This is a genomic window from Oceanisphaera sp. W20_SRM_FM3, from assembly GCF_052119705.1.
Taxonomy (GTDB): Bacteria; Pseudomonadota; Gammaproteobacteria; order Enterobacterales; family Aeromonadaceae; genus Oceanimonas.
The window spans coordinates 1-22,007 of record NZ_JBGQOP010000018.1 but is presented as its reverse complement, the minus strand read 5'-3'; the positions used below and the strand labels follow the sequence as shown (position 1 = coordinate 22,007).

Genomic DNA, 22,007 nt, shown 5'->3' with positions numbered 1-22,007 from the left:
AATTAAATGTTGGCTGAAATTACAGAGTTTGAAGAAACGGTTTCGCTGGTTAGCGATACCGGCATTCAGTTTATGGACTTTGCCCTAAAATTTGATGAACGCAAAGCACCAGCAGGCGAGTTTGTATTCATTAGCAGTGAAAAAACGCTGTTGACTCGACTGTTAAGAAACGAAGAAAAAGACTTTCAATTTTATCAGTTAAATTCAGGGGCCATACAAAAGGCTAAGCCTGAATTTGATGTCAGCATGAAAGACAGCTTGGCGTTATTGGACGGCATCTGGGTGCCGTGTCCGATATTTCGTTTTAAGCCGCCCCATCATTTCGATCAAGGGCCAGGCAACTGGTCGCGCATGCGTTTAGTTAAGCTGGAAAAAGCAGACATTGACGGTAATACCCATCGTCTAACCTTGGCGTTTGATACCCGTATTATGCCCCATATAGAAACTAACTATTTGGCGCCTAATGCGGAAGACGTAGGCACCGGCATTAGCTTTCGTATGGCTTGTCATACTTGGGAAATGAGCTGGTTTCTTGATCAAGAATGGGTCGCGGCTTGGCTGCGAGAAATTTTTATTGAGGCCAATGCTCATCGCCTGCGCGAAGATATAGAAAGTGAGTTAAAAGAGCTGCATTACCAAGCTCACTACCTAAATCTATTAAGTTTATTTAGCCGTCCTTTACCCGAGCAGCAGACCCAAGAAAAACCAAAGGCTGAGATACCCGATATTTGTATAGTGGCTAACGAGGCCGACGGTTTAATGAAGCCGATTGCCGTTGATTTAGTGTTAGATGTGGGTAACTCGCGCACCTGTGGCATTTTAATTGAAGATCACGGTCAAGCCGGCTCCGGCATGCGCCAAAACTATGTGCTGCAGTTACGCGATTTACTGACGCCCGAGCAGGTGTATCAAGACCCGTTCGAGAGTCGCATTGAGTTTGCACAGGCCAGTTTTGGTAAAGACCACCATTCGGTAAAAAGTGGCCGCCACGGAGCGTTTCAGTGGCCTACCATAGCGCGTGTCGGCAAAGAAGCCGGCCGCTTAGCCAGTTTTCGCCGAGGCACCGAAGGCTCCACCGGTTTATCCAGCCCTAAGCGCTACTTATGGGATGAACAGGCTTATGGTCATGGCTGGCGTTTTAACAGCTCTTATGTAAAAACCGACTCTGAACCTTATGCCACGGCGGCGCCTTTTTCTTTAATCATCAATGATACCGGCGAAGCCCTGTATGCCATTGAAGATGAAGATGAGCGGATGCCGGTATTTACCCCTCTGTATTCGCGCAGCTCATTAATGACCTTTATGTTGGCGGAAGTGCTGACGCAGGCCTTATGTCAGATCAACAGCCCGGCCCAGCGTTCCCGTCAAGGGCACGCGCGCACGCCTCGCCAGCTGAACAGCATAATATTGACGGTGCCACCGGGCATGCCGTTGGCCGAACGCAGCATCTTGAACGAACGCTTACAGCAAGCCATTGGTTTGGTGTGGAAGAGCATGGGCTGGCACACGGCCAGTGATGAAAATCCGTGGGCAGAAGGTAGCAAGCTGCGTATTCCTATGCCCAAAGTGCGTGTGGAATGGGATGAGGCTTCTTGCGGCCAGCTGGTGTACCTCTATAACGAGATTAACCGCAACTTTGCCGGTCACCCAGAAGCGCTGTTTGCCACCTTGGCGCGGCCCGATAAAACTGATCGTGAGCGTATTACGCTCGCCACCATAGATATTGGTGGTGGCACTACCGACTTGGTAATTACCGATTACAGCTTGGATCGCAATGGCAGCGGCTCTGTGGGCAGCAATGCCTACATTAAGCCTGAGCAGCGCTTTCGTGACGGTTTTAAAATAGCCGGTGACGATATTGTGCTGGATGTGATCCAGCATTACGTATTGCCCAGTTTTGCCCATGCCTTGAAGGCGGCGGGTGTGAGCGCCGCCGATGCGCTTATGTCGCGCCTGTGTGGCGGCGAGAGTTTAGATGCCCGTGACCAAGTGTTACGCCAGCAGCTTAACCTGCAGGTATTTACCCCGCTGGCACTGGCCATTCTTAAAGAATACGAGCAATACGACCCTGAGCAAGACACAGTACTATTTCAGCACAGCTATCTCGAGTTACTGGGCGATAAAGCAGTAAGCGAGGGCGTGCTTGAGTATGTGAACAGCGCTATTCGCCGTGAGGCTGGGCCCAATACCGAATTTAATCTGCTTGGGATAACCCTTAGCCTGAGTTTGCAGCAATTACATCAAGACTTTTTGGCCGACAAATTTAATATCACCAAAACCTTGGCCGCCTTATGTGAAGTGGTCACTTTTTATCCCTGCGATATGCTGCTATTAACGGGCCGGCCATCTCGCTTACCCGGTGTGCAGGCCTATATTCGCCAGTTACTGCCGGTACCGACCGATCGCATCTTGCCGCTACAAGGCTATCGCACCGGTGGTTGGTACCCCTTCCATAAAAACGGTCTGATTGACGATCCTAAGAGCACGGCCGCCGTGGGCGCCATGTTGTGCTTACTGTGTGCTAATCACAGTATTTCTAACTTTCACTTTGTTTCGTCGGCCTTAAAACCCTACTCGACCATCAAGCATATTGGCGTGCTCGATCAAGAAAACGCCATCAGTGATGCGGATGTTTTGTATCGCGATATTGAGACCGAAGACAATAAAATTAAGTTGCCCCAAGATGCACAAGAAGAAACGCCCCAGCTAGAAATGCGCGGTTTTATGCGCTTGGGCTTTCGCCAATTGGCGGCGGCGCGTTGGGCGGCCTCTCCTTTATATACATTGGACTTTTCGGGTCGCGGCAAAGAGCGTTTTGCGCGGGTGACCCGAGAAAATGGTGGCCCCTTACCCTTAAAAGTGCGCTTTAAAGTGGTAGAGCCCAAGGGGCAAAGTCGCGGCTGCGATCTGATCAGTGACCGACTCATAGTTGAGGCAGTAGAAGTGCCCGGCAGCTCGGTAAGCTTCAGTAAAAGCGATCTGGTGTTGGCGCTGAATACCATGCTGGATGCAGATGGTCTGGGCGACAGTAAATATTGGCTTGATAGTGGAAGCGTAAAAAGATCATGAGCGATTTAACTTCTCAACAGCAGCAGCTGATGACCGGCTGGCAAGCGTTACATCAAGACGCCGCACAAGTATTGGACTGGGTCACTGAGGTGCGCGCTAATGCGCCGGAAGTCGACGATGCCGCCGACAGTATCAATCTCAAATTATACCGTGTGCGCAACCAAGCCCGAGATTTAGGCAGAGTGGCAGGCACGCCTATGACCATGGGCTTTTTTGGTCTCTCGCAGGCGGGTAAGTCTTACTTAATCTCCGCCCTCGCCGCCGGTAAAGACGGTGAGTTAGAAACCATTTACGGCGATAGCCGACTGGACTTTATCGAGCACATCAACCCAGTAGGCGGCGGTAAAGAAGCCACCGGCTTGGTGACCCGTTTTAGTCGTACTGCCAAGTCGGGGCCGACGGCGTTTCCGATTGAGCTAAAACTATTTAGTGAAGTTGAGCTGGCAAAAATACTGGCGAACTCTTGGTTTAATGACTTTAACCACGAAAAAGTCGAGTACCAGCTTAATGACGCGCGTATTTCTGCCTTGCTCAACGAATTGGAGCCCTTGGCCAGCAAGCATGCGCACATAGGCGTGAGCGCCGAAGATGTGGTGTCTTTATGGGATTATTTGGAAGACAGCTTCGCCAATTCGGTCAGTAAACTAAGGTCTCACTATTGGCCAGAGGTCTTGAAACTGGCTCCGCGATTAAACTGCGCGCAAAGATCCAAGTTGTTTGCGGTGTTATGGGGCGAACAACCTAAGTTAACCGAGATTTATGCGGATTTAGCCGCCACCTTGCAGCGTTTGCAAGGTGCCGCTCAGGTATTTGCGCCGTTAAGTGCGCTAGTTAAACCCGCCGCGCATGGCTACAGCCAGCAAGACAGCATAATGAACGTGGATATGCTGGAGCGTTTAGGCAGCTCCCGTGATCAGACTATTGAAGTCTGTCCTGCGAAAAACGGTGAATTAGCCGCGCCGGTCAGTATTTCGCTCGCGCAATTGGCCACGCTAACCGCCGAGCTGACCTTTCCGCTGGTGAATCCCACCCGAGACCCACAAGTAGAAAAAGTCGACTTGCTCGACTTCCCCGGTTATCGCGGGCGCTTAAGCATTTGTTCGGTAGAGGAGGCCGGTAGCCAGTCTAGCGAAGGTGGCAATCCGGTATCCCAGCTATTGCTGCGCGGCAAGGTAGCCTACTTATTTGAACGTTATACCGATAGCCAAGAAATGAACTGCTTGGTGGTCTGTACCAGCTCGGCTAAGCAGAGTGACGTAACCAGCGTGGGGCCGGTATTAACCCGTTGGATACAAAAAACGCAAGGTAAAGATGCCCAAGAGCGAGGCCAACGCGCACCGGGCTTAATCTGGGCGCTGACCATGTGTGACATGGCCATTAGTAATGCCCTAAACCGCAACGAAGGCCAACTTAAAGAAGGCTGGGATGGTCTGATAAAAATGACCATGCAAGAGCGCTTTGGTCAGTATGAATGGATGCAAAACTGGGCGGGGGGCAAGCCATTTAATAATACTTTCTTAGTGCGCAAACCGCGCATGGATGTGCCTTTTATTGACCTGTGCCCAGACACCCAACAAGAGCTGGCGATGGGTGAGCGTTACCAAGAAAAGCTGGCACTGATGGAGAGCACTTTTGCCAGCACCGACTCGGTAAAACAGCATGTAGACCAACCGGCAGCTGCTTGGCAAGCCATGTTATCGCTAGATAACGGCGGTATTCAGCATATCAGTCAGTACTTAGGCAAAGTGGCCAATATCGACTTTAAGCTGGCGCGTATTCAAGAGCAGTTAACGGCCAGTTTAGGGCAGATCCACGAAAGTCTCGGTCATTGGTATGAAGATGGTCGTGAGGGTGCAGAAGCTAAACAAGCCAAGCAAGCGAAAAATCTATTACAAGCTTTAGGTAATAAAACCCGAGCCTTGGGCGAAATCATGCGCCATTTACAGCTTAAAGATGAACAGATCCGCGAGCTTTATTTAAGCGGTAATTTCGATGATGTAGCCGAAAAGGATGACGAGCCAGAGCAGAGTGAGCCAGAGGTTAAGGCCGCCGTTAGCCTGTATGCGGAGGACAATGGCTTTAATTTTGACTTCGATAACCTTAGCTCTGAGCCTGAGCCACAAAAAGCCCCCGCTCATAAAACTGAGTTACAAACTCACGAGCACAGGTTTTCCCAAGCGGTATTTAAGGCTTGGATCAACCATTTGTATAGCCTAAGTGACCGCCAGAATCTGCTCAATATGTTGGGCATAGACGCCAGCATCATGAATGCCTTGGCAGATGAATTAATTACGGCCGCCCGTCGCCAAGAGATACCGGCGCGCCTTACGCAAGCGGCCTTAGCTCGCACCCAAAGTGGTGCTCGCCGTGAGCAGTTAGCGCAAGGGCAAGTATTGTCTGCACAACTGGTGATGGGTGACTTTATTGCGTGGCAAGGTGAGCTTAATCGCCCCATAGCCGCGCGTAATAAACAACTGATGGGCGATAAAGCGCCGCTCTATTCCAATGAGCAAAATGTGGCGTTGGGCGAGCTGCCGCAGTTGCCAAGCCAAGCCATAGATCAGGCGCGCCGCTTTATGCTCGATTGGCTGTCTGCGCTCTATCACAACACCATAGACAACGCGGGCCACAGTGCTGGACGCGGTATTTCTTCCGAGCAAAATACTTTGCTGGGAACCCTCTTAGCTCGCCTTAGTAATGAGAACGCTCAATGATAAACGTACAATTTTTGCCTCAATCTCCTGTGGTGCCAGGCCAAGCGCAGCTACTGATCAAAAAGTGGCAGGGCGGGCTCGAGGGGCTGGAGTTTAGTATCCAGCGTAATCAAGACCGCTACTATTTGCAGTCAAAGCCAAAGAGCGGTCTGCAGTCAGAACAAGAGTGGGGCAACAATGCGGTATGGTTTCCTATCGCGCTCACTGAAAATGCCGACGGCGATCTCACGGGCTTAATTGGCGCCGAGATTATCGACCCAGTACTGGAGGGTAGCGGTACCGCTAGCTATCAGCTGCTGTTACAGCAAGGCCAAGGTGGTGAAAGTGATAGAGGCACTGTGCGTTTGTCTAGCGAATTACTCGCCTCAGCCGCTGCCGGCTCCACAGCATCAACGCACATCACGGGCGAACTAACGCCGATTAAGGTTGTTGAACCTGCCATTGCTGAACCTGCCATTGCTGAACCTGCCATTGCTGAACCTGCCATTGCTGAACCTGCCATCGTTGAACCTGCTATTACTGAGCCTGTGATAGTCGAGCCTGAAATTGTGGAACCAGTCATAGCTGAGCCTGAGCAGGAGGTTACTGAGCCCGCTGCTGAGCCATCTCAGCCTGAACCCGCGAAGAAGAAAAAAGGCCTTAACCCGCTGTTTATCGTGCTGCCAATTCTCACTCTGTTGGCTATTTTAGCCGCCGTAGCTTGGTTTATGTTAAAGCCAAGCGGCGAGGGTGCGCCTGAGGCCACGGCGGCTGACAGCGCTGAGAGTGCAGACATGTCTTGCTCGATTGCGGGGTTAAGCAGCCAGTCTGAGTTGAGCTTTGTACAAAACTGTATTCAGCAAAAAATGAGCAGTGAGCAGCTGTTAGCTGTGATTAATGGTGCCAAAGAGGCCGAGCAATGTGGTGTGGCACAGCGCCTATATGCTAACCGAGCGCAAAGCGGCGACGTACAAATTGCCCTAGCTTACGCCAAAGAATACGACCCTGAATTCCATCAGCCAAATCCGTGCTTTACCGAGCCTGACGATGCCACGGCTAGTTATTGGTATGAAACCGTATTGGCAACCGAACCTGATAACGAGCAAGCACAACAGCGCTTGGGAGCACTGAACTAATGAGCATTATCTCTCGCGCTTGGTCTGCCAGCGCCTTATTACTGGCCAGCTGTGCCATACCCGCCGCCTTTGCCGCCGATAAGCCTTTGCTGCAAGAAGGCAAACAAACGCTGTTTCAACGTATATTAACCACGCCCGGTTGCGAACTCGCCGCCGAAGCGGGCAAGGCCTCTGGCAAGGTACAGCCAACTTTTAGTCGTTTTTATGTGTATGAGCGCAGTGAAGCTGCGGGCAGCGAATGGCTGAAAGTGGGCCCCGATAGTTTTGGTAAGACCATTGGTTGGCTGCCGGCCAGCTGTACCGTGGACTGGAAAATGCAGTTGACGCTGGCTTTTACCAATCCTGCTAACCGTGACCGTCTGTTGTTCTTTAAAGAGCGCAGCACCTTAGAAAAAATTCTGGATGCGCCGGATCCGGTTAGCCAAGTCGTGCCCCTGCGCGCGCAACTGAAGAAGAGTAACCAAGCCGGTGGCGTGTTAGCCCAAGAGCCAGAATATTTCGTCGACTTACAAAAGCAGTTTTATTTACTGCCAGTGCTCAGTGGCGAAGAAGTGATGACCGAAGAAGGCTTTCGTACTCGCTTACTTAACGTCGCTTCTGTAACCAAAGATGATAAAGCGCTGACGACTGCTGCAAGTGGTAAAAACGCGGCGGCCAGCCCAGAGGCTGATGTGGCGGGTAAATTAAAAGCCTTTAGCGCCGCCGTGGTATTTGTTATCGACTCCACCATCTCTATGGACCCTTATATAGACCGCACTCGTGAAGCCATTGGCAAAATTTATGAGCAAGTTGAAGATCAAGGTCTGCAGGATCAGGTGAAGTTTGGTTTAGTGGCGTTTCGCTCTAGCACTAAGGCGCGCCCGGGTGTGGAGTACGTTAGTAAGATGTACGCCGATCCTAATAAAGTAAAAGACGGCGAAGACTTCTTGCGTAAGGTTGCAGATCTTAAACAAGCTAAGGTGTCTACCGTTACCTTCGATGAAGACCCTTATGCCGGCGTGATGCAAGCCCTAGATGAGGTGGACTGGAGCGAGTTTGGCGCTCGGTATGTGGTGTTAATTACCGATGCCGGCGCGATTGAGGGCGATAGCCCACACTCGGGCACCGGCTTAAATGCCGAGCAGGTCAGAATGGAAGCGGCCAATCCCGGCGTCGCCATCTATACGCTGCACTTAAAAACCCCAGAAGGTAAGAATAATCACGCGCTTGCCGAAGCTCAGTATCGCAACCTATCCAACTATGCTGCGACTAACACCTCCTTGTATTATCCGGTTAATGCCGGCGATCTTGATGAGTTTGGCCGCAAAGTTGACTCTTTAGCTGACCTTATTACCCAACAGGTGAAGTCAGCTTATCAAGGGGACGATGCCGTAGGCAGCGCCGTTAATTCGCAAGAAATGAAAGCGGCAGATGCCGAACAGCAAAAAATGCTGGATGACGCTGCGCTAATTGGCCACGCCATGCAATTGGCGTATTTGGGCAGCAAAACCGGTGCTAAAGCACCACCCGTGTTTCAGGCTTGGATCAGTGATCGCGACTTGATTAAACAAAACCTGCCCACTACCGATGTGCGGGTGTTGCTGACCAAGGGGCAATTAAGTGACTTGAGTGATGTGATGCAGCATATTTTAAATGCCGCTAACGAAGGGTTGATTTCGCCCTCAGAAATGTTTAACCAGTTGCGTTCAGTAGCCGCCACTATGGGTGCCGATCCTAACCAACTCCAGCAAAGTGATAACACTAAGTTGGCAGAGCTGGGCGTGATGGGTGAGTACTTAGAAGACTTGCCTTACCACAGCGAAGTGCTGAATTTGGACGAAGAAACTTGGAAGAGCTGGGATGGATTGGCACAAGAAAAGTTTATTCGTAACCTCAGTATCAAGCTGCGTCATTATCAAAAATACAATGCCGATGTAGACCGTTGGGTGTCTTTGGCCAAAGGCAGTGATGCCCGTGAAAACGTGTATCCAGTGCCCCTTGAAATGATGCCCTAGCGAATGCTGCATATTCAAGAGCTGGCGGTGCACCGTGGTCAAGGTAAAGATCTGCACAAGGTAAAACTGACCGAGCTGCAATTGCAGCCCGGTCAGGTGCTGGCAATTACCGGACCCAGTGGTTGCGGTAAGAGTACCTTGCTGGAATGTATCGGTTTGTTATTGCGCCCCGATAGCGTGGCGCAATATCAACTTGGCCGAGAACGGCTGGATATAACCTCGTTACTAACTAGCCATAACGATCAGCAATTGGCGGCCATTCGTGCCAGTCATCTGGGCTTTATGCTGCAAAGTGGCGGCTTGCTGCCGTTTTTAACGGTGGCGGAAAACATCCAACTGCCCCGCCAGCTATTGGGCTTACCGGCACAGTCGGAGCGTATTAATCACGCGCTAGACTGCTTGAAGGTCACTCACTTAGTTAATAAACATCCTAAGGCGTTATCCATAGGCGAGCGGCAACGCATCGCCTTTATTCGCGCCATGGCTCATGAGCCGGATATTTTGTTGGCCGATGAACCCACGGCGGCACTGGATCCCCACAGTGCTCACGCCTTATTCGAGCTGTTTCTCTCATTAGTGGCCGAGTTACAGCTAGGGGCACTGGTGGTGTCCCACGACTGGAATTTGCTGCAAGACTTTGCCTTGCCGCGCATGGTGGCCAGCTATCGCCAAGGAGAAACCCAGTTTGATCTCGAACCTTGAACGATTGCGTTTATTGTCGCGTTTGGCGCTACAAGACTTGTGGCATGACCGCAAAGTCTCGTTTTGCATCACCGCCTCCTTAGTGGCTGTGATTGCCCCTTTGTTGCTGTTATTTGGTTTAAAACACGGCGTTGTGGATCAGTTACAGCAAGAGCTATTGCAAGACCCCGCCAACCTACAAGTGCGTATGCTCAGCAGTGGTCATTACACAGATGACTGGCTAGATACATTGCGTGCCCGACCAGAAGTGGGCTTTGCCATAGGGCAAACTCGCTCCTTAAATACTCAGGCCGATTTAATTCGCGATCGCAGCCATTTTATTGAAAGCGCAGAAGTGCTACCCACGGCGGCTCAAGATCCCTTACTCGATACGCCGCTCAGTGCATTGAGCGGCAACCAGATCATGTTAAGTGAACCCGCCGCTCGTCGCTTAAATACCAATGCGGGCGACACCATAAAGCTGCGTGTCACTCGCCGCTTAGCGGGTGTGAACGAACGGGGCGAGCTTGAACTGACGGTAGTGGCGGTCTTGGATGCGGCGCGTTTTGGCCGCCCTGCGGTGTTCGTGGCTTTGCCGTTATTAATCGAGCTGGAGCGGTTTCGTGATGGCTTTAGATTGCCCAATTTTGGCCCAGACACAGGTAGCTTTCTCAACGATAAAGCGGCTGTGTATGCGCGGGCGCGCATTTATGCCCAAGGTGTGGATCAGGTGGCAGCACTTGAGCAATGGCTAAACAGTGAAAATATTGAAACCAGCAGTCGGCTGCGCGAAATTGACAACGTAAAAGCCATTAACCGCGTATTAGGGCTGATTTTTGGCGTGGTGGCGCTCACGGCACTGATTGGTTGCATCGCCTCTTTGGTAGGGGCCTTTCTGGCGAATATCGACCGTAAACATAAAGATTTAGCGCTACTGCGGCTGCTGGGCTTCACCCGATCCGGCATCGCCTTATATGTGATTTTACAGGCGATATTTATCAGCTTAGTCGCCTATGTGGGAGGCTTAAGCCTGTATTGGCTGGGCAGTGAGCTGTTTGATTACACCTTAAATACCAGTGAGGCGACCGGGCAATTTGCCTGTCACATCACCCCCTTACACGGCCTGATCGCTTTGCTGCTGTCGTTGACAGTCGCTGTGTTGGTGTCGCTGATAGGCGCGGTGCGCGCCGTTAATATTCAACCTGCGGAGAGTTTGCGTGAGTTATAAAAAATTTGGCAGCACAGCCTTTGCTCTAGCCTTAGCAGTCGGCATGAGCTTGCCTGCATTAGCGACTTGGGACGAAAAATACTACAACCCCAAACCCAGTGACGACGATGTGATCTTACCCATGCCTTGTGATGGCGCTATGGCGTTTCGCAAAGTCTATATTCCGCTAGCCGGCCCGTTAGAGGATTATCCCATTCTGCTTGGCCAAGATAGCGAAGAGTGGGGGTTTGTAGAGCACAGCCGGCCGGCTTTTATCTCTGGCAGTTTTACCGAGGCTAAAGCCAAAAACTCGCGCTACTACTTGTTAGCCAAGTATGAAATGACGGAGCTGCAATATAAGTCCTTGATGGATGAAACGTGCCCTGAGGCCTCCAATAAACTGCGCTTGCCCGTGGTATCGCAAAGCTGGCTAGAAGCCATGCAAACGGCCAATAAATATAATCTCTGGTTGCGCAAAAATGCGGCCAAAGAGGTGCCGAAAGAAGACGGCGAGATGGGCTTTTTACGTCTACCTACCGAAGTGGAGTGGGAGTTTGCCGCTCGCGGTGGTCTAGCCGTGGGCACTTCTGAGCTGAGAGACAGCTTCTATCCGATGGCAGACGGTATAAACGCCTACGAGTGGTTTGGCGGTTCTCAATCAGCCAACGGTAAGCTGCAATTGGCGGGCTTGCTCAAGCCAAATCCATTGGGCTTGCATGACATGTTAGGCAATGCCGACGAGATGATGTTTGAGCCGTTTCGTTTAAATAAATTAGACCGCTTGCATGGTCAAGCCGGTGGTTATGTGGTGCGTGGCGGCAACTTCTTAAAAAATCAGGCTGAATTACACACGGCGGCACGCAGTGAGCAGCCTTATTACAGCAGCGAAGACCAAACTCGCACCAAGACCACGGGCATGCGTTTTGTACTCGTTTCCCCCACGTTAACCACCCGTGAGCGCATCGCCAGCATCGAAAAAAGCTGGCAAGCCTTAGGTAAAGGCGAAAGCAATGCCACCGAAAAAGGCGCGGCTCAAGAGTTGGGTGACTTGGCGTCAGGCATCGAAGATAAAGCCTTAAAAGCCAAGCTAAAAACCCTAGAGAATCAACTGCGTGCCAGTAATCAACAAGAAGCAGAAGCCCGCGATCAGGCTATTCGCGCCAGTCTTAACCTAGGTGCCTTCTTGTGCACCAAGATGCTGGACGATGGCCGCTATCTGGATTTTTTGCAGCAAAATTATGAATTGAACTGCAAAGATGCGGAGCAAGAGGACAGCTGCCAGATGCGTAAAGGAAAATTAACGGAACAAACAGATCGTTTGCATAAATTGAGCCGTTACTACGCCAGCAGCCTAGTGGAATCGGCGTCTTTATATGGTGAAAAATCCATAGCGTCGCAAGTGCCTGTGATGCAAGAGTTGCTTGGCCGTAATAATCAGCTGAAAGAATTATCACCTTACTTGGCAACCCATTGGCAGAACCAACAGCAATATTTAAAGCAACAAAAAATTAATACCAGTAAATGGTTAGAGAGCTGTAAAAACGTTAAATAGTCAATTATTACAACTAGCTATCCATTACCCATTATTTTAATGAATTTTAATAACAATAAGGAAATTAGCACATGAATTTAAAAGCTCTGTTTTCTCGCCAAATGCTGGCGACGCTACTTATGGCCGGCAGTGTGGTGCTCAGTGGCTGTGCCAGTACGGGCAGTGATCATGTCAATGGCCAGGCCGACCCTCGTTTAACCTCAGGTAATGACGCTAAGTTCTTTAGTAAGTCTGGTTTTCAAGCCTGTGCCGTGGGTGCGGGTGCGGGCGTACTGGCTTGTGCCTTGTCTAACTCAGGAAACAAAGCGCAGTGCGCCGTGATTGCCGGCATTGCTGCTTGTGGCGTCGCCATTGGTGCCAACTATTATCTTGATCAACGCCGCGCGCAATATGCCAACACCAATGAGCGTTTGCATTTGATGAGCCAAGATATCAAGCAAGACAGTGCCCAAGTCGTAGCGCGTACGGCCACAGTGCAGCAGGTTATTAGCGACGATAAAGCCACCTTGGCCAGAATTGAGCAGGACATGAAAAATAAGACTGCTGACCAAGCCAAGGTAAAGCAAGAGATTGCCGCCATCGATCAAAATATCGGTTTAATGCGCAGAGACTTGGCTAACATGCAGAAAAAAGTCGCTAACTACGAAGAAGTCGCTCGCCAAGAGCGCAGCTCAGGTGCCGGTCAAGACGTAGCCGAAGTAGAAGTAGAAATTGCCCAAATGATCGCTAAGGTGAATAACCTAGAGCAAGAAGTTGATGGCCTTTATAACCAACGTTCAGCCATTACTTTAGGTTAATTTATATTATGTCTATTTTAAAAAACTCGACACTCATAGCTGGCTGCTTATTATTGTTAAGTGGTTGTGCTACCTCGCCAGAAGAATGCCAGTCATGGAATAATGATGTTAGCTTAATCACCAAAATGCGCTGTGATACCTTGGCTAAAAATAATGGTGGTTACGCCGGTGAAGTGCGCAAGCGTGAACAAGAATTGCTGGATGCCAAAGCCGAAAACGAATTATTTCATCAGGTATATCAAGACATAGTCGCCCAGCAAAGCGCCACTAAGCTGACGCTGGCAGGTCAGCAACAGCAGCAGCAACAGCTTGATCAATCCTTAACTAAATTAATGCAGCAGCTTAAAGGCCGTCATGGCAACAAGTCAGAGGTACAGCAACATCTAGCCCTGCTTGAAAATGAAATGGCTACCTTACGTAATCAACCGCAGGGCAATAACCCTGCGGCCGCGGCACAAAAACAAGCCGAGCTAAAGGCGCTACAACAAAAAGTGAGCCGCTTGCAGCTGAGTTTGGGTTATTAATCATCTCTAACTGATAATACGTTAGCTTATTGATTTTTTAAGGCGGCTTAGGCCGCCTATTTTTATTATTATTGGAAAGATAGCCATGCAACGAGTGGTGATAGAAAACTACGCCTATTATGCGGCGCTGCAAACCTTGGATGCTAAGGTTTCTTTGATCGTTAAGCACTTTCCGCCCAGCGTAGCCAGCCTATATGCGCTACCCAAGGCCGGTGCGAATAACATACTGGAATGGTGGAGCCCGCTGGGTGGCCAACCTATCTTGTATGCCAATCTGGATAAGCCCCAGCAAGCGTTATTATTGCAAAAGTATGCCCAGCGCCAGCAGTCGTTGCAGTTGCTGATTGATGAGCTGGAAAAGCGCGGCCAAGCGGAGCAGGCCAGCACTTTGCACAGCCTGCTCGGCGAGCCCGACTTGAATAACCTGTACAGTATTAATCAGGATCCGGTATTAGTGCGCTGGGGGCCGCCACCGCCGCCAGCCGAGCCCCTTGCTGCCACGCCGCCGCCCGCGCCTGTCGTACCGCCAACGGTGCCACCACGTCGCCGCCGGCTTTGGCCTTTGCTGTTGCTTCCTTTGCTATTAGCCTTGTTGTTATTGGCATGGCTGGCCTATTGGTGGTTAAACAGTACGCGAGTTGAAAGTTACAGCTGCCAGCCGGCAGGCACAACGCCGCCTGAATTTGTCACTATCTTTGATACTTCTGGTTCTATGGCGATAAATTTACAGGCGAGCCCCACAGATGAACAATGGCTCTTTGACTTTGGTTATGATGTTCCCGGTGGCAATGCCAGAACCCGTAAAATATTAGCGTCGCCAACACGTATGGAAACGGCAAAAAATGCCTTAACCAATATGGTTAATAATCTGCACCCAGATATAGATGTGCGATTAATTTCTTTTGCGGGCTGTCATTATCAGCCGGATCATGGCCTGTTTAATGCCAAGCAACGTCCGGCGCTGTTAGAGCGGATCCGAGGGCTAGGGCCTGATGAGGGCACTCCTCTGGCGGCGAGTCTAGCTTATGCTGCGAGCAAGGTAGATGGTCGCACCAAGGATGCGGTGATAGTGATGTTTGTGGATGGCGTGGATGGTTGCGAGGGTAATGTATGTGCCGTCGCTGAAACGATTGCCCGCGAGCAGCCTAGGTTAAAAGTGAACGTGGTTAACATAGGTAACGATCCTTCTGAAACTTGTATTACGGCCCTTACCGGAGGTCGTACCTACGACAGTACAAACGCACAGGCCATCTCTAAGGTACTCGCTAAAGCCACTCAAGAAGTCTCCGCCAACGCCAAGTGCGATGCCATTTTTTAGCGCCCCTTCGGATAGCCGGAAGCTTTCAGCCGTAAGCGGTAAGTAAAGGAAACAGATATCGAGACTGTCTCGGTATCTGTTTTTCTGTTTTAAGGGTGAGCTTCATTGTTTGGCCCCCCTGCTTTACAATGCAAGTCCGCTTTTACCCTGCAGGCTGAAATGACTCTCTTGACTGAACAAACGGATTCCGTTGCTATTCCCGACACCCCTTTGGCGGTGTTGCAGCAGATATTTGGTTACCAGAGCTTTCGTGATGGTCAGCAAGAGATCATAGATACAGTGATTGCCGGGCGCGATGCCTTGGTGATCAAGCCCACGGGTGGCGGTAAATCCATCTGTTATCAAATCCCTGCCTTGTTGCGCCCCGGCCTCACTATTGTGGTCTCACCGCTGATCTCTTTGATGAAAGATCAGGTGGATAGTCTAGTGGCCAACGGCGTGGCGGCTGTGTATATCAACAGCACTCTCAGTCGTGAGGTGATGCACAATCACTTAACGGCCATGCGTCGTGGCGAAGTGAAATTGGTGTATGTTTCGCCAGAGCGCTTGTTGCAGCAAGAGTTTATGGAGCGACTGGGCGAGTTAGATCTCGGCTTATTTGCCATCGATGAGGCGCACTGTATTTCGCAGTGGGGCCATGATTTTAGGCCTGAATATGCACTGCTCGGCCGCTTAAAGCAGTGGTTCCCTAATATTCCGGTGATGGCATTAACGGCCACTGCCGATGAAGCCACTCGCCAAGATATGCTGAGCCGGTTGAATTTAACCGACCCTTTAATACATATCGCCAGCTTCGACCGACCCAATATTCGCTACACCTTAGTCGACAAATTTAAAGGTGCGGATCAGTTGCTGCGCTATGTGGCTGAACAGCCCGGCTTATGCGGCATCGTTTATTGCTCGAGCCGCAAGCGAGTCGAGGAAATGGCCGAGCGCTTGATCAGTCGTGGCCATAAGGCCGCCAGTTATCATGCGGGTTTGCCCCTAGAAGTGCGCCAATCGGTACAAGAGCGCTTTACCCGCGACGATCTGGATATAGTAGTGGCCACCGTGGCCTTTGGCATGGGCATAGATAAGCCCAATGTGCGCTATGTGGTGCATTTTGATATCCCGAAAAATATCGAATCTTATTATCAAGAAACCGGTCGTGGCGGCCGAGACGGCTTACCTGCCGAGGCCTTGTTGCTCTATGATCCGGGTGACGTGGGTAGGGTACGCCGACTATTAGAAAACAATGAAAATGCCCAACAAACCCAAGTTGAGCTTTATAAGCTGAACGTGATGGCGGCCTTTGCCGAGTCACTGACCTGTCGGCGCCAAGTGCTGCTGAATTACTTTGGTGAATATCAGCGGGAAGCCTGTGGCAACTGCGATATTTGTCTGGATCCGCCCACTCGTTACGACGGTAGCCAAGATGCGCAAAAGGCATTGTCTTGTGTGTATCGTGTCGGTCAGGGTTTTGGCGTTATGTATGTGGTGGAAGTGCTGCGCGGTGCCGATACCCAACGCATTCGCGAACATGGTCACGATAAGTTATCGACCTATGGCATTGGTAAAGACAAGAGCCAAGAGCACTGGGTAAGCGTGATCCGCCAACTTATTCACTCGGGCCTACTTAGCCAGAATATTACTCGTAATATGGTGTTACAGCTTACCGAAGCCGCCAGGCCTGTGTTGCGCGGCGAAGTTAGCCTAGAGCTGGCTGAGCCGAGATTGGTGGGCGTGAAAACCAAAGATAAAAGCGATGCGGCCTTATCTAAGCCCGAAGACAAAGCTCTATTTCAGGAAATGCGTCAGTTACGCAAACAGCTGGCCGATGAAGCAGATGTGCCGCCCTATGTGGTATTCAGTGATGCGACTTTGATTGAACTCGCTCGCTACCGACCGAAAACCGAGGCCGAGCTGTTAAATATTAACGGTATAGGCGCGCGTAAGTTGGAGCGCTACGGCGTGGCGTTTTTACGGTTATTGCGCCAGCAGAGCTGAAAAATCGTGAAGTGTGAGGCGTGAGGGGTGAGGTGTAAGAGCTGAACTTACCCCTAACTATTTACCCCTCACGCCTCGCTGTGTTGATTAAAGCCCGGCGTAATAAGCCGCTAAGTCGGCGATATCATCGTCCGACAAAGGCTTGGCCATAGGCGCCATAATGGGGTTATTACGTTCGCCATCGCGAAAATGCTGTAACTGAGCGGCCAAGTAGGCTTCTTTTTGGCCGGCAAGATTAGGGTAAATCTCTAAGGCAGAGATGCCCTCGGCACCGTGGCAGGCGGCACATACGGCAGATTTGGCTTTGCCCGCATCCGCATTACCCGCAGCAAAAGTTGGGCCGCTGAGTAGCGCGACGGCCGCTATGGCTGCTATCCATTTTTTCATAATGACACTCCGTTATTCTTAGTTAGATGATAAATTGCAGATGAGTTAATAACGGTCGCTGACAATACAAGCACCCATTTAGCTGACTTAGGTGATGATTTGTTACGGAACGACAATCGTTATTTATTTCGCGGCGAAATTATAAGGTAAGTTTGGGTAAAAAATACCATTCGTTAACGGCCATAGGACAGAAACATGCGCTTAGATAACCAATACGCCCAATTTGCATGGGCAGGCACTGTGGTTCAGCCCAGCCCCTTACTCTCGCCTAAGTTGCTGTTACTTAACACAACACTTGCCGAGGAGCTAGGCATCAGCCTTAGCCAAGAGCAATGGCGCGACTTAGTCAGTGGCCACTGGCTGGCTGAGGGCATGGTACCGTTCGCCCAAGTGTATGCCGGTCATCAGTTTGGCGGTTTTAGCCCTCAGCTAGGCGACGGTCGCGCCCTGTTATTGGGCGAGGTGATAGCGCCTAATGGCCAACGTTGGGATTTGAATCTTAAGGGCGGCGGCAAAACGCCTTATTCGCGCTTTGGCGATGGCCGCGCCGTGTTGCGCTCCTCCTTGCGGGAGTATTTAGCCTCGGAGGCGCTCTATCATCTCGGTATTGCCACTACCCGCGCGCTGGCATTGGTGACCAGCCAGCAGCCGGTTTATCGAGAAGAAGTAGAAGCCGGTGCCACCGTATTACGTGCCGCACCCAGTCATCTGCGGTTCGGGCACTTTGAGTATTTTTATTATTCGGGTAAGCCTGAGCATATCCCGACCTTGCTCGATTATTTAATTGATACTCAATGGCCTGATCTTACTAAGGATGGAGCCGGTTACGGCGACTTATTTGCTCGAGTGGTGGAGAGAACCGCTCAACTCATTGCGCAGTGGCAGCTAGTGGGTTTCTGTCATGGCGTGCTGAATACCGACAATATGTCGATGCTGGGTTTAACGCTGGATTACGGCCCTTATGGTTTCTTAGATGCCTACGACGGGGACCATATTTGTAATCATTCCGATACCGGCGGCCGTTATGCCTACGATCAACAACCGGCGGTGGGTTATTGGAACTTACAACGCTTGGCTCAATCATTATCTGGCGTGATCGAGATGGAGGCTTTGCAGGCGGCGCTCGGTAAATATGAACGCCAGCTTATGACCGCTTATTCAGAAGGCATGCGCCAAAAGCTGGGCTTAAGCGCGTGGGAAGACGAAGATCCGGCGTTATTTCGCGATATGTTTAGCCTAATGCAGGCGCATAAAGTCGATTACAGCTGCTGGTTTCGCCGCCTAGCGGGCGTGACGGCGAGTGGCGCTATTCCTGCTGATTTACAGGCTTTATTGCCGACGTTAGAGGCTTTTAGCCTTTGGTTCGCCCAATATCAAGCCCGTTTAGGCCGAGACGGGACGAAACAGACTGAGCGTGTTCGTCAGATGAACGGCGTGAATCCTAAATACATATTGCGTAATCACTTGGCACAACAAGCCATCGCCATGGCGGAGCAGGGCGACTTAAGCGAAGCCGATACCTTATTAATGCTGTTGGCGCGCCCCTTTGATGAGCAGCCCGAATTTGCAGCTTATGCAGAGCCAGCTCCAGCTTGGGCCTGTGACTTATCTATTTCTTGTAGCTCTTAAGGATGAACATGCTAAACACAGCGCAACCGCTGAGCTTTGAGTGCTTTCCTGCTTGGGCTGAGCAATTTATCAAGGCACTTGATCTGGAGCTTATTGAGCGGGAGCAGGGCGCGGATTATCAGCAATGGTTATTAGATTTTGAAGGTAGCCGAGTCTTACTGTGTTTTGAGCATTACGCCGCTTGCGCTTGGCTACAACCCTTTAGCGAGGCCGATCAAGAAGTGGTCGAATGGCTAACCGAGCAGTGGAATAGGCCCTAATAGCCGCCGTACGCTTTAAGTCTTACGCTGTACGAAAAGCCCGCTCAACTTTTATTCTGTAGTCTGGTAGCCAAAATTGGCGGAGATTTTACTTACGGCGTATCGCGTATGGCTGTTTTTCACATTACCTTTAAGTGAAGACAATTCATTAGCAAGGCGCTATTATAGCGGCCATCATTCCGAGTTTGCTTAAAAATACCGCAGTTGTTAATAGCGCTTGGCGCGTTATACTAGTCGCCGTTTTCGGGATGGGTTCCCTAACCCCATTATAAAAAAGGTTAATTATGATTATTTCACCTCAGCAATACCAAACGGCATTAATTCGCCTGTCTCTATTTCACGTAGCTATTATTGCCGCCAGTAACTATCTGGTGCAGCTGCCCTTTACCCTATTTGGTTTTCACACCACTTGGGGTGCTATTAGCTTTCCCTTCATCTATTTAGCGACCGATCTCACGGTACGCATCTTTGGCGCGGCCATGGCGCGGCGTATTATCTTATTAGTGATGTTGCCCGCGCTGGCCAGCTCTTATGTGCTATCGGTACTGTTTTTTGAAGCCAAATATCAGGGCCTAGCGGCGCTGGCCGAGTTCAACCTGTTTGTGGCACGTATCGCACTGGCCAGCTTTATGGCGTATGTGTTGGGCCAGATCATGGATGTGTCGGTATTTAATCGGCTGCGCCAAGTGAAAGCTTGGTGGATAGCGCCCACTTGCTCTACCATTTTTGGCAACTTGGTTGATACCTTAGTGTTCTTTAGTTTGGCCTTTTATCGCTCGCCCGATCCCTTTATGGCCGAACACTGGGTCGAGATAGCCTTCGTGGATTATGGTGTTAAGTTGCTGTTTAGCTTGGCCTTATTTGTGCCCGCCTATGGCTTACTGCTCAAGTATTTGAGCAGTAAGTTTATTGGTGAAACGGGTATTAAAGTACAAGCCGTAAGAAGCTAAGCCACCAGCGGGTAACTAACGCCAGTGGCACTTAAAGTTTGGTGATGGCCTCAATGTCGATTGCTTCTGCATAAGCATTGAGGTCGTCTTCGCTAATATTGCGGCCATGAAACTGCAATAAAATGCGGTTGTCGATCATCATTTGTAGCTCTTGGCTATTATCTTCTGCTTTGCTCATGGCGGTGTGGCCTTTAATGCGCTTTACCTTGTAGCCACCCATGGTTGCCATGCTGGGATTAGCAAACAGCATGCCCATGGTTTGCAATAGCGGCGAGTCCTTCATGATGCTTATCTCTAGGCGATTATCACCCTTGCGATAGCTGCGCGAGGCATTAATGCCGCCACCAAAAAGCCCTGCGGCTCCCGCTTGGCTGTCTACCTTATCCGCCTCCCAGCCAGACAAAGGTTCGGGGAATAACTTGCCCAGCTCACCCGCTTGCAGTTGCCGAATTAAGGTAGCGGCATAATCCAGTTGGGTGACTGCCTGCGATAGCTCGCCCGCTTGATAGGCCTCGGTAGCTGTGCTGATCGCCTGATTTATTTCATTACTATCATCACTTTTACTATCGCCATCCGCGGCCCAAAGAGGACTGGCCAGCAGTAAGCTGGGTAGCAATAAACCTATCCATAAGCTGCGTTTAGTCATCAGTTTCCCTCCTGTTTTATGGTCTTATTGAGTGTAGCTCAGCAGAGATCGGCTGTATTTGAAGGATATAAAAGCAGAAAAGTGATAATTTAATTTGCAAACACTAATGATAATAGTTATCGTTACCTTGCTTTCGAGGAGTGACTCCCAGTTTTATAGTTCTGCGGTAAGTGGAGATACGTTTTTGAAGGCGCGACATTGCTCACATTGCTTCCAGAGTTTTTAGGCCAGCTTATGCTGGCCTTTTTTTGTTTGCCGTCAGGGGTAAATAGTGAGGAGTAAGGTGTTAATGCCGTTAGGAATGAATAGTGAGGGGCGAAACACCGAGTCTGCAGAGCTGTGTCTTACTCCTTTCTCCTCACGCCTCCCTCCTCACATTCTTCAAACTTACATTTCCAACAGGCGCTTCACCAATTTGCCGATACCAATGTCCGCCTCGGCTATGTGCTTGGCTAACATATAAGCGGGAGTTGAGATCACTTGGTAATGAGCGTCTTCTACTACATCCGTTACCCCGCAGCCGATATGCTCGCCGCCCATGGCGATGAAGGCAGCTGCCGTGTCGGTATCCGTACCGATAGTGCCTTTCACGCCCGCCGGATAAACCCGCGGGATCAAGATGGGCGCGATACAGCAATAGCCGGCAGGCTTGCGCGCGCTGGCAAAGGCCTTGCAGGCGGTTTGCACTTGGGCGTCTAGCTGCATGTCGGTGCCTTGGCTGGCAAAGTCACTTAAGTTTTTCGCCACGCCAAAACCGCCGGGCAACAGCAGTGCATCGAAGTCGGCCACATTTAGCTCGTTGAGCGGTTTAATCTCGCCCCGAGAGATACGCGCCGCTTCGGTTAATACATTGCGCTGCTGACTGACGTCTGACTTGCCGGTGAGATGATTGATGGTTTCTTGAGGCTTGTTAGGTGCAAAACACTGATAGCGGGCGCCAAGTTTTGTTAAGTGCAGTAAACAAAGTACGGCTTCATGAATTTCTGAACCGTCATTCACGCCGCAGCCGCTTAAGATAATGGCAACTTTTTTCATACCTTATTCCTCGTTTAAAACCAGTAAGGGGTGAAGTGTAAAGAGTGAAGGGTTAAAGCTAACAGCTGGAATGGCCCGACTAAAGTAGACACCAGTTTAAGCAGCATTAAGTTGCTGCGCATATGCGTTGGGGGTTAATCCTC

At 50.5% G+C, this 22,007-nt stretch carries 17 protein-coding genes; 14 read left to right on the top strand and 3 right to left on the bottom strand.

The window, feature by feature from the left end; translation table 11 throughout:
• The first annotated feature begins 6 nt into the window (after window positions 1-6).
• The 11 genes from ACEN2G_RS10390 (at window position 7) to recQ (ending at window position 16,957) form a co-directional block, all read left to right on the top strand.
• Entirely contained in the window at window positions 7-3,069 is a 3,063-nt protein-coding gene (locus ACEN2G_RS10390; protein ID WP_442021424.1) for a virulence factor SrfB, read from the top strand.
• Window positions 3,066-5,783, top strand: coding sequence for a putative virulence factor (locus ACEN2G_RS10385; RefSeq protein WP_442021423.1), 2,718 nt, complete (start codon window positions 3,066-3,068; stop codon window positions 5,781-5,783). The genes ACEN2G_RS10390 and ACEN2G_RS10385 overlap by 4 nt, the downstream gene beginning before the upstream one ends.
• The gene (locus ACEN2G_RS10380; protein WP_442021422.1) at window positions 5,780-6,898 is read left to right on the top strand and encodes a hypothetical protein; all 1,119 of its coding nucleotides are present in this window, start codon (window positions 5,780-5,782) and stop codon (window positions 6,896-6,898) included. Before ACEN2G_RS10385 ends, ACEN2G_RS10380 begins: the two co-directional genes overlap by 4 nt.
• The gene (locus tag ACEN2G_RS10375; protein ID WP_442021421.1) at window positions 6,898-8,892 is read left to right on the top strand and encodes a vWA domain-containing protein; all 1,995 of its coding nucleotides are present in this window, start codon (window positions 6,898-6,900) and stop codon (window positions 8,890-8,892) included. The genes ACEN2G_RS10380 and ACEN2G_RS10375 overlap by 1 nt, the downstream gene beginning before the upstream one ends.
• A gap of 3 nt (window positions 8,893-8,895) precedes the next feature.
• A complete protein-coding gene (locus ACEN2G_RS10370; protein ID WP_442021420.1) occupies window positions 8,896-9,594 on the top strand; it encodes an ABC transporter ATP-binding protein in 699 nt (232 codons plus the stop codon).
• A complete protein-coding gene (locus ACEN2G_RS10365; protein WP_442021419.1) occupies window positions 9,578-10,801 on the top strand; it encodes an ABC transporter permease in 1,224 nt (407 codons plus the stop codon). The genes ACEN2G_RS10370 and ACEN2G_RS10365 overlap by 17 nt, the downstream gene beginning before the upstream one ends.
• Window positions 10,791-12,332 carry an SUMF1/EgtB/PvdO family nonheme iron enzyme gene (locus ACEN2G_RS10360; RefSeq protein WP_442021418.1) on the top strand — a complete coding sequence of 514 codons (1,542 nt, stop codon included), beginning with the start codon at window positions 10,791-10,793 and terminating at the stop codon, window positions 12,330-12,332. The genes ACEN2G_RS10365 and ACEN2G_RS10360 overlap by 11 nt, the downstream gene beginning before the upstream one ends.
• Window positions 12,333-12,403: 71 nt before the next feature.
• A complete protein-coding gene (locus ACEN2G_RS10355) occupies window positions 12,404-13,129 on the top strand; it encodes a hypothetical protein (protein WP_442021417.1) in 726 nt (241 codons plus the stop codon).
• A gap of 8 nt (window positions 13,130-13,137) precedes the next feature.
• Window positions 13,138-13,653, top strand: coding sequence for a hypothetical protein (locus ACEN2G_RS10350; protein WP_442021416.1), 516 nt, complete (start codon window positions 13,138-13,140; stop codon window positions 13,651-13,653).
• A gap of 85 nt (window positions 13,654-13,738) precedes the next feature.
• Complete coding sequence (locus tag ACEN2G_RS10345) at window positions 13,739-14,971, top strand: VWA domain-containing protein (RefSeq protein ID WP_442021415.1); 1,233 nt, start codon at window positions 13,739-13,741, stop codon at window positions 14,969-14,971.
• Between the two features lie 159 nt (window positions 14,972-15,130).
• On the top strand, window positions 15,131-16,957 hold the full coding sequence (recQ, locus tag ACEN2G_RS10340) for a DNA helicase RecQ (protein ID WP_442021414.1): 1,827 nt from the start codon (window positions 15,131-15,133) through the stop codon (window positions 16,955-16,957).
• A gap of 87 nt (window positions 16,958-17,044) precedes the next feature.
• Here recQ and ACEN2G_RS10335 read toward each other — a convergent pair whose 3' ends face one another.
• On the bottom strand, window positions 17,045-17,344 hold the full coding sequence (locus ACEN2G_RS10335; protein ID WP_442021413.1) for a c-type cytochrome: 300 nt from the start codon (window positions 17,342-17,344) through the stop codon (window positions 17,045-17,047).
• Between the two features lie 195 nt (window positions 17,345-17,539).
• Between ACEN2G_RS10335 and ACEN2G_RS10330 the strand changes: the two genes are divergently transcribed.
• From ACEN2G_RS10330 to ACEN2G_RS10320, 3 genes are all read left to right on the top strand, one after another.
• Window positions 17,540-18,973: a protein adenylyltransferase SelO gene (locus tag ACEN2G_RS10330; protein ID WP_442021412.1), complete on the top strand. Its 1,434-nt coding sequence runs from the start codon at window positions 17,540-17,542 to the stop codon at window positions 18,971-18,973.
• An 8-nt stretch (window positions 18,974-18,981) separates the two neighbouring features.
• Window positions 18,982-19,233: a DUF3630 family protein gene (locus ACEN2G_RS10325; protein WP_442021411.1), complete on the top strand. Its 252-nt coding sequence runs from the start codon at window positions 18,982-18,984 to the stop codon at window positions 19,231-19,233.
• Between the two features lie 284 nt (window positions 19,234-19,517).
• Window positions 19,518-20,183: a 7-cyano-7-deazaguanine/7-aminomethyl-7-deazaguanine transporter gene (locus tag ACEN2G_RS10320; RefSeq protein WP_442021410.1), complete on the top strand. Its 666-nt coding sequence runs from the start codon at window positions 19,518-19,520 to the stop codon at window positions 20,181-20,183.
• Between the two features lie 31 nt (window positions 20,184-20,214).
• On the opposite strand, the gene ACEN2G_RS10315 is transcribed toward ACEN2G_RS10320, so the two are convergent.
• Window positions 20,215-20,829: a hypothetical protein gene (locus tag ACEN2G_RS10315; RefSeq protein ID WP_442021409.1), complete on the bottom strand. Its 615-nt coding sequence runs from the start codon at window positions 20,827-20,829 to the stop codon at window positions 20,215-20,217.
• A gap of 387 nt (window positions 20,830-21,216) precedes the next feature.
• The gene (gene elbB / locus ACEN2G_RS10310; protein ID WP_442021408.1) at window positions 21,217-21,864 is read right to left on the bottom strand and encodes an isoprenoid biosynthesis glyoxalase ElbB; all 648 of its coding nucleotides are present in this window, start codon (window positions 21,862-21,864) and stop codon (window positions 21,217-21,219) included.
• Window positions 21,865-22,007: the final 143 nt, after the last annotated feature.

Coding starts and splice junctions, on each gene's coding strand:
- ACEN2G_RS10370 (WP_442021420.1), top strand. CDS start 8,896: ATGCTGCATATTCAAGAGCTGGCGGTGCACCGTGGTCAAGGTAAAGAT.
- ACEN2G_RS10375 (WP_442021421.1), top strand. CDS start 6,898: ATGAGCATTATCTCTCGCGCTTGGTCTGCCAGCGCCTTATTACTGGCC.
- ACEN2G_RS10330 (WP_442021412.1), top strand. CDS start 17,540: ATGCGCTTAGATAACCAATACGCCCAATTTGCATGGGCAGGCACTGTG.
- ACEN2G_RS10325 (WP_442021411.1), top strand. CDS start 18,982: ATGCTAAACACAGCGCAACCGCTGAGCTTTGAGTGCTTTCCTGCTTGG.
- ACEN2G_RS10355 (WP_442021417.1), top strand. CDS start 12,404: ATGAATTTAAAAGCTCTGTTTTCTCGCCAAATGCTGGCGACGCTACTT.
- ACEN2G_RS10315 (WP_442021409.1), bottom strand. CDS start 20,829: ATGACTAAACGCAGCTTATGGATAGGTTTATTGCTACCCAGCTTACTG.
- ACEN2G_RS10385 (WP_442021423.1), top strand. CDS start 3,066: ATGAGCGATTTAACTTCTCAACAGCAGCAGCTGATGACCGGCTGGCAA.
- ACEN2G_RS10350 (WP_442021416.1), top strand. CDS start 13,138: ATGTCTATTTTAAAAAACTCGACACTCATAGCTGGCTGCTTATTATTG.
- ACEN2G_RS10390 (WP_442021424.1), top strand. CDS start 7: ATGTTGGCTGAAATTACAGAGTTTGAAGAAACGGTTTCGCTGGTTAGC.
- ACEN2G_RS10335 (WP_442021413.1), bottom strand. CDS start 17,344: ATGAAAAAATGGATAGCAGCCATAGCGGCCGTCGCGCTACTCAGCGGC.
- ACEN2G_RS10345 (WP_442021415.1), top strand. CDS start 13,739: ATGCAACGAGTGGTGATAGAAAACTACGCCTATTATGCGGCGCTGCAA.
- recQ (WP_442021414.1), top strand. CDS start 15,131: ATGACTCTCTTGACTGAACAAACGGATTCCGTTGCTATTCCCGACACC.
- elbB (WP_442021408.1), bottom strand. CDS start 21,864: ATGAAAAAAGTTGCCATTATCTTAAGCGGCTGCGGCGTGAATGACGGT.
- ACEN2G_RS10320 (WP_442021410.1), top strand. CDS start 19,518: ATGATTATTTCACCTCAGCAATACCAAACGGCATTAATTCGCCTGTCT.
- ACEN2G_RS10380 (WP_442021422.1), top strand. CDS start 5,780: ATGATAAACGTACAATTTTTGCCTCAATCTCCTGTGGTGCCAGGCCAA.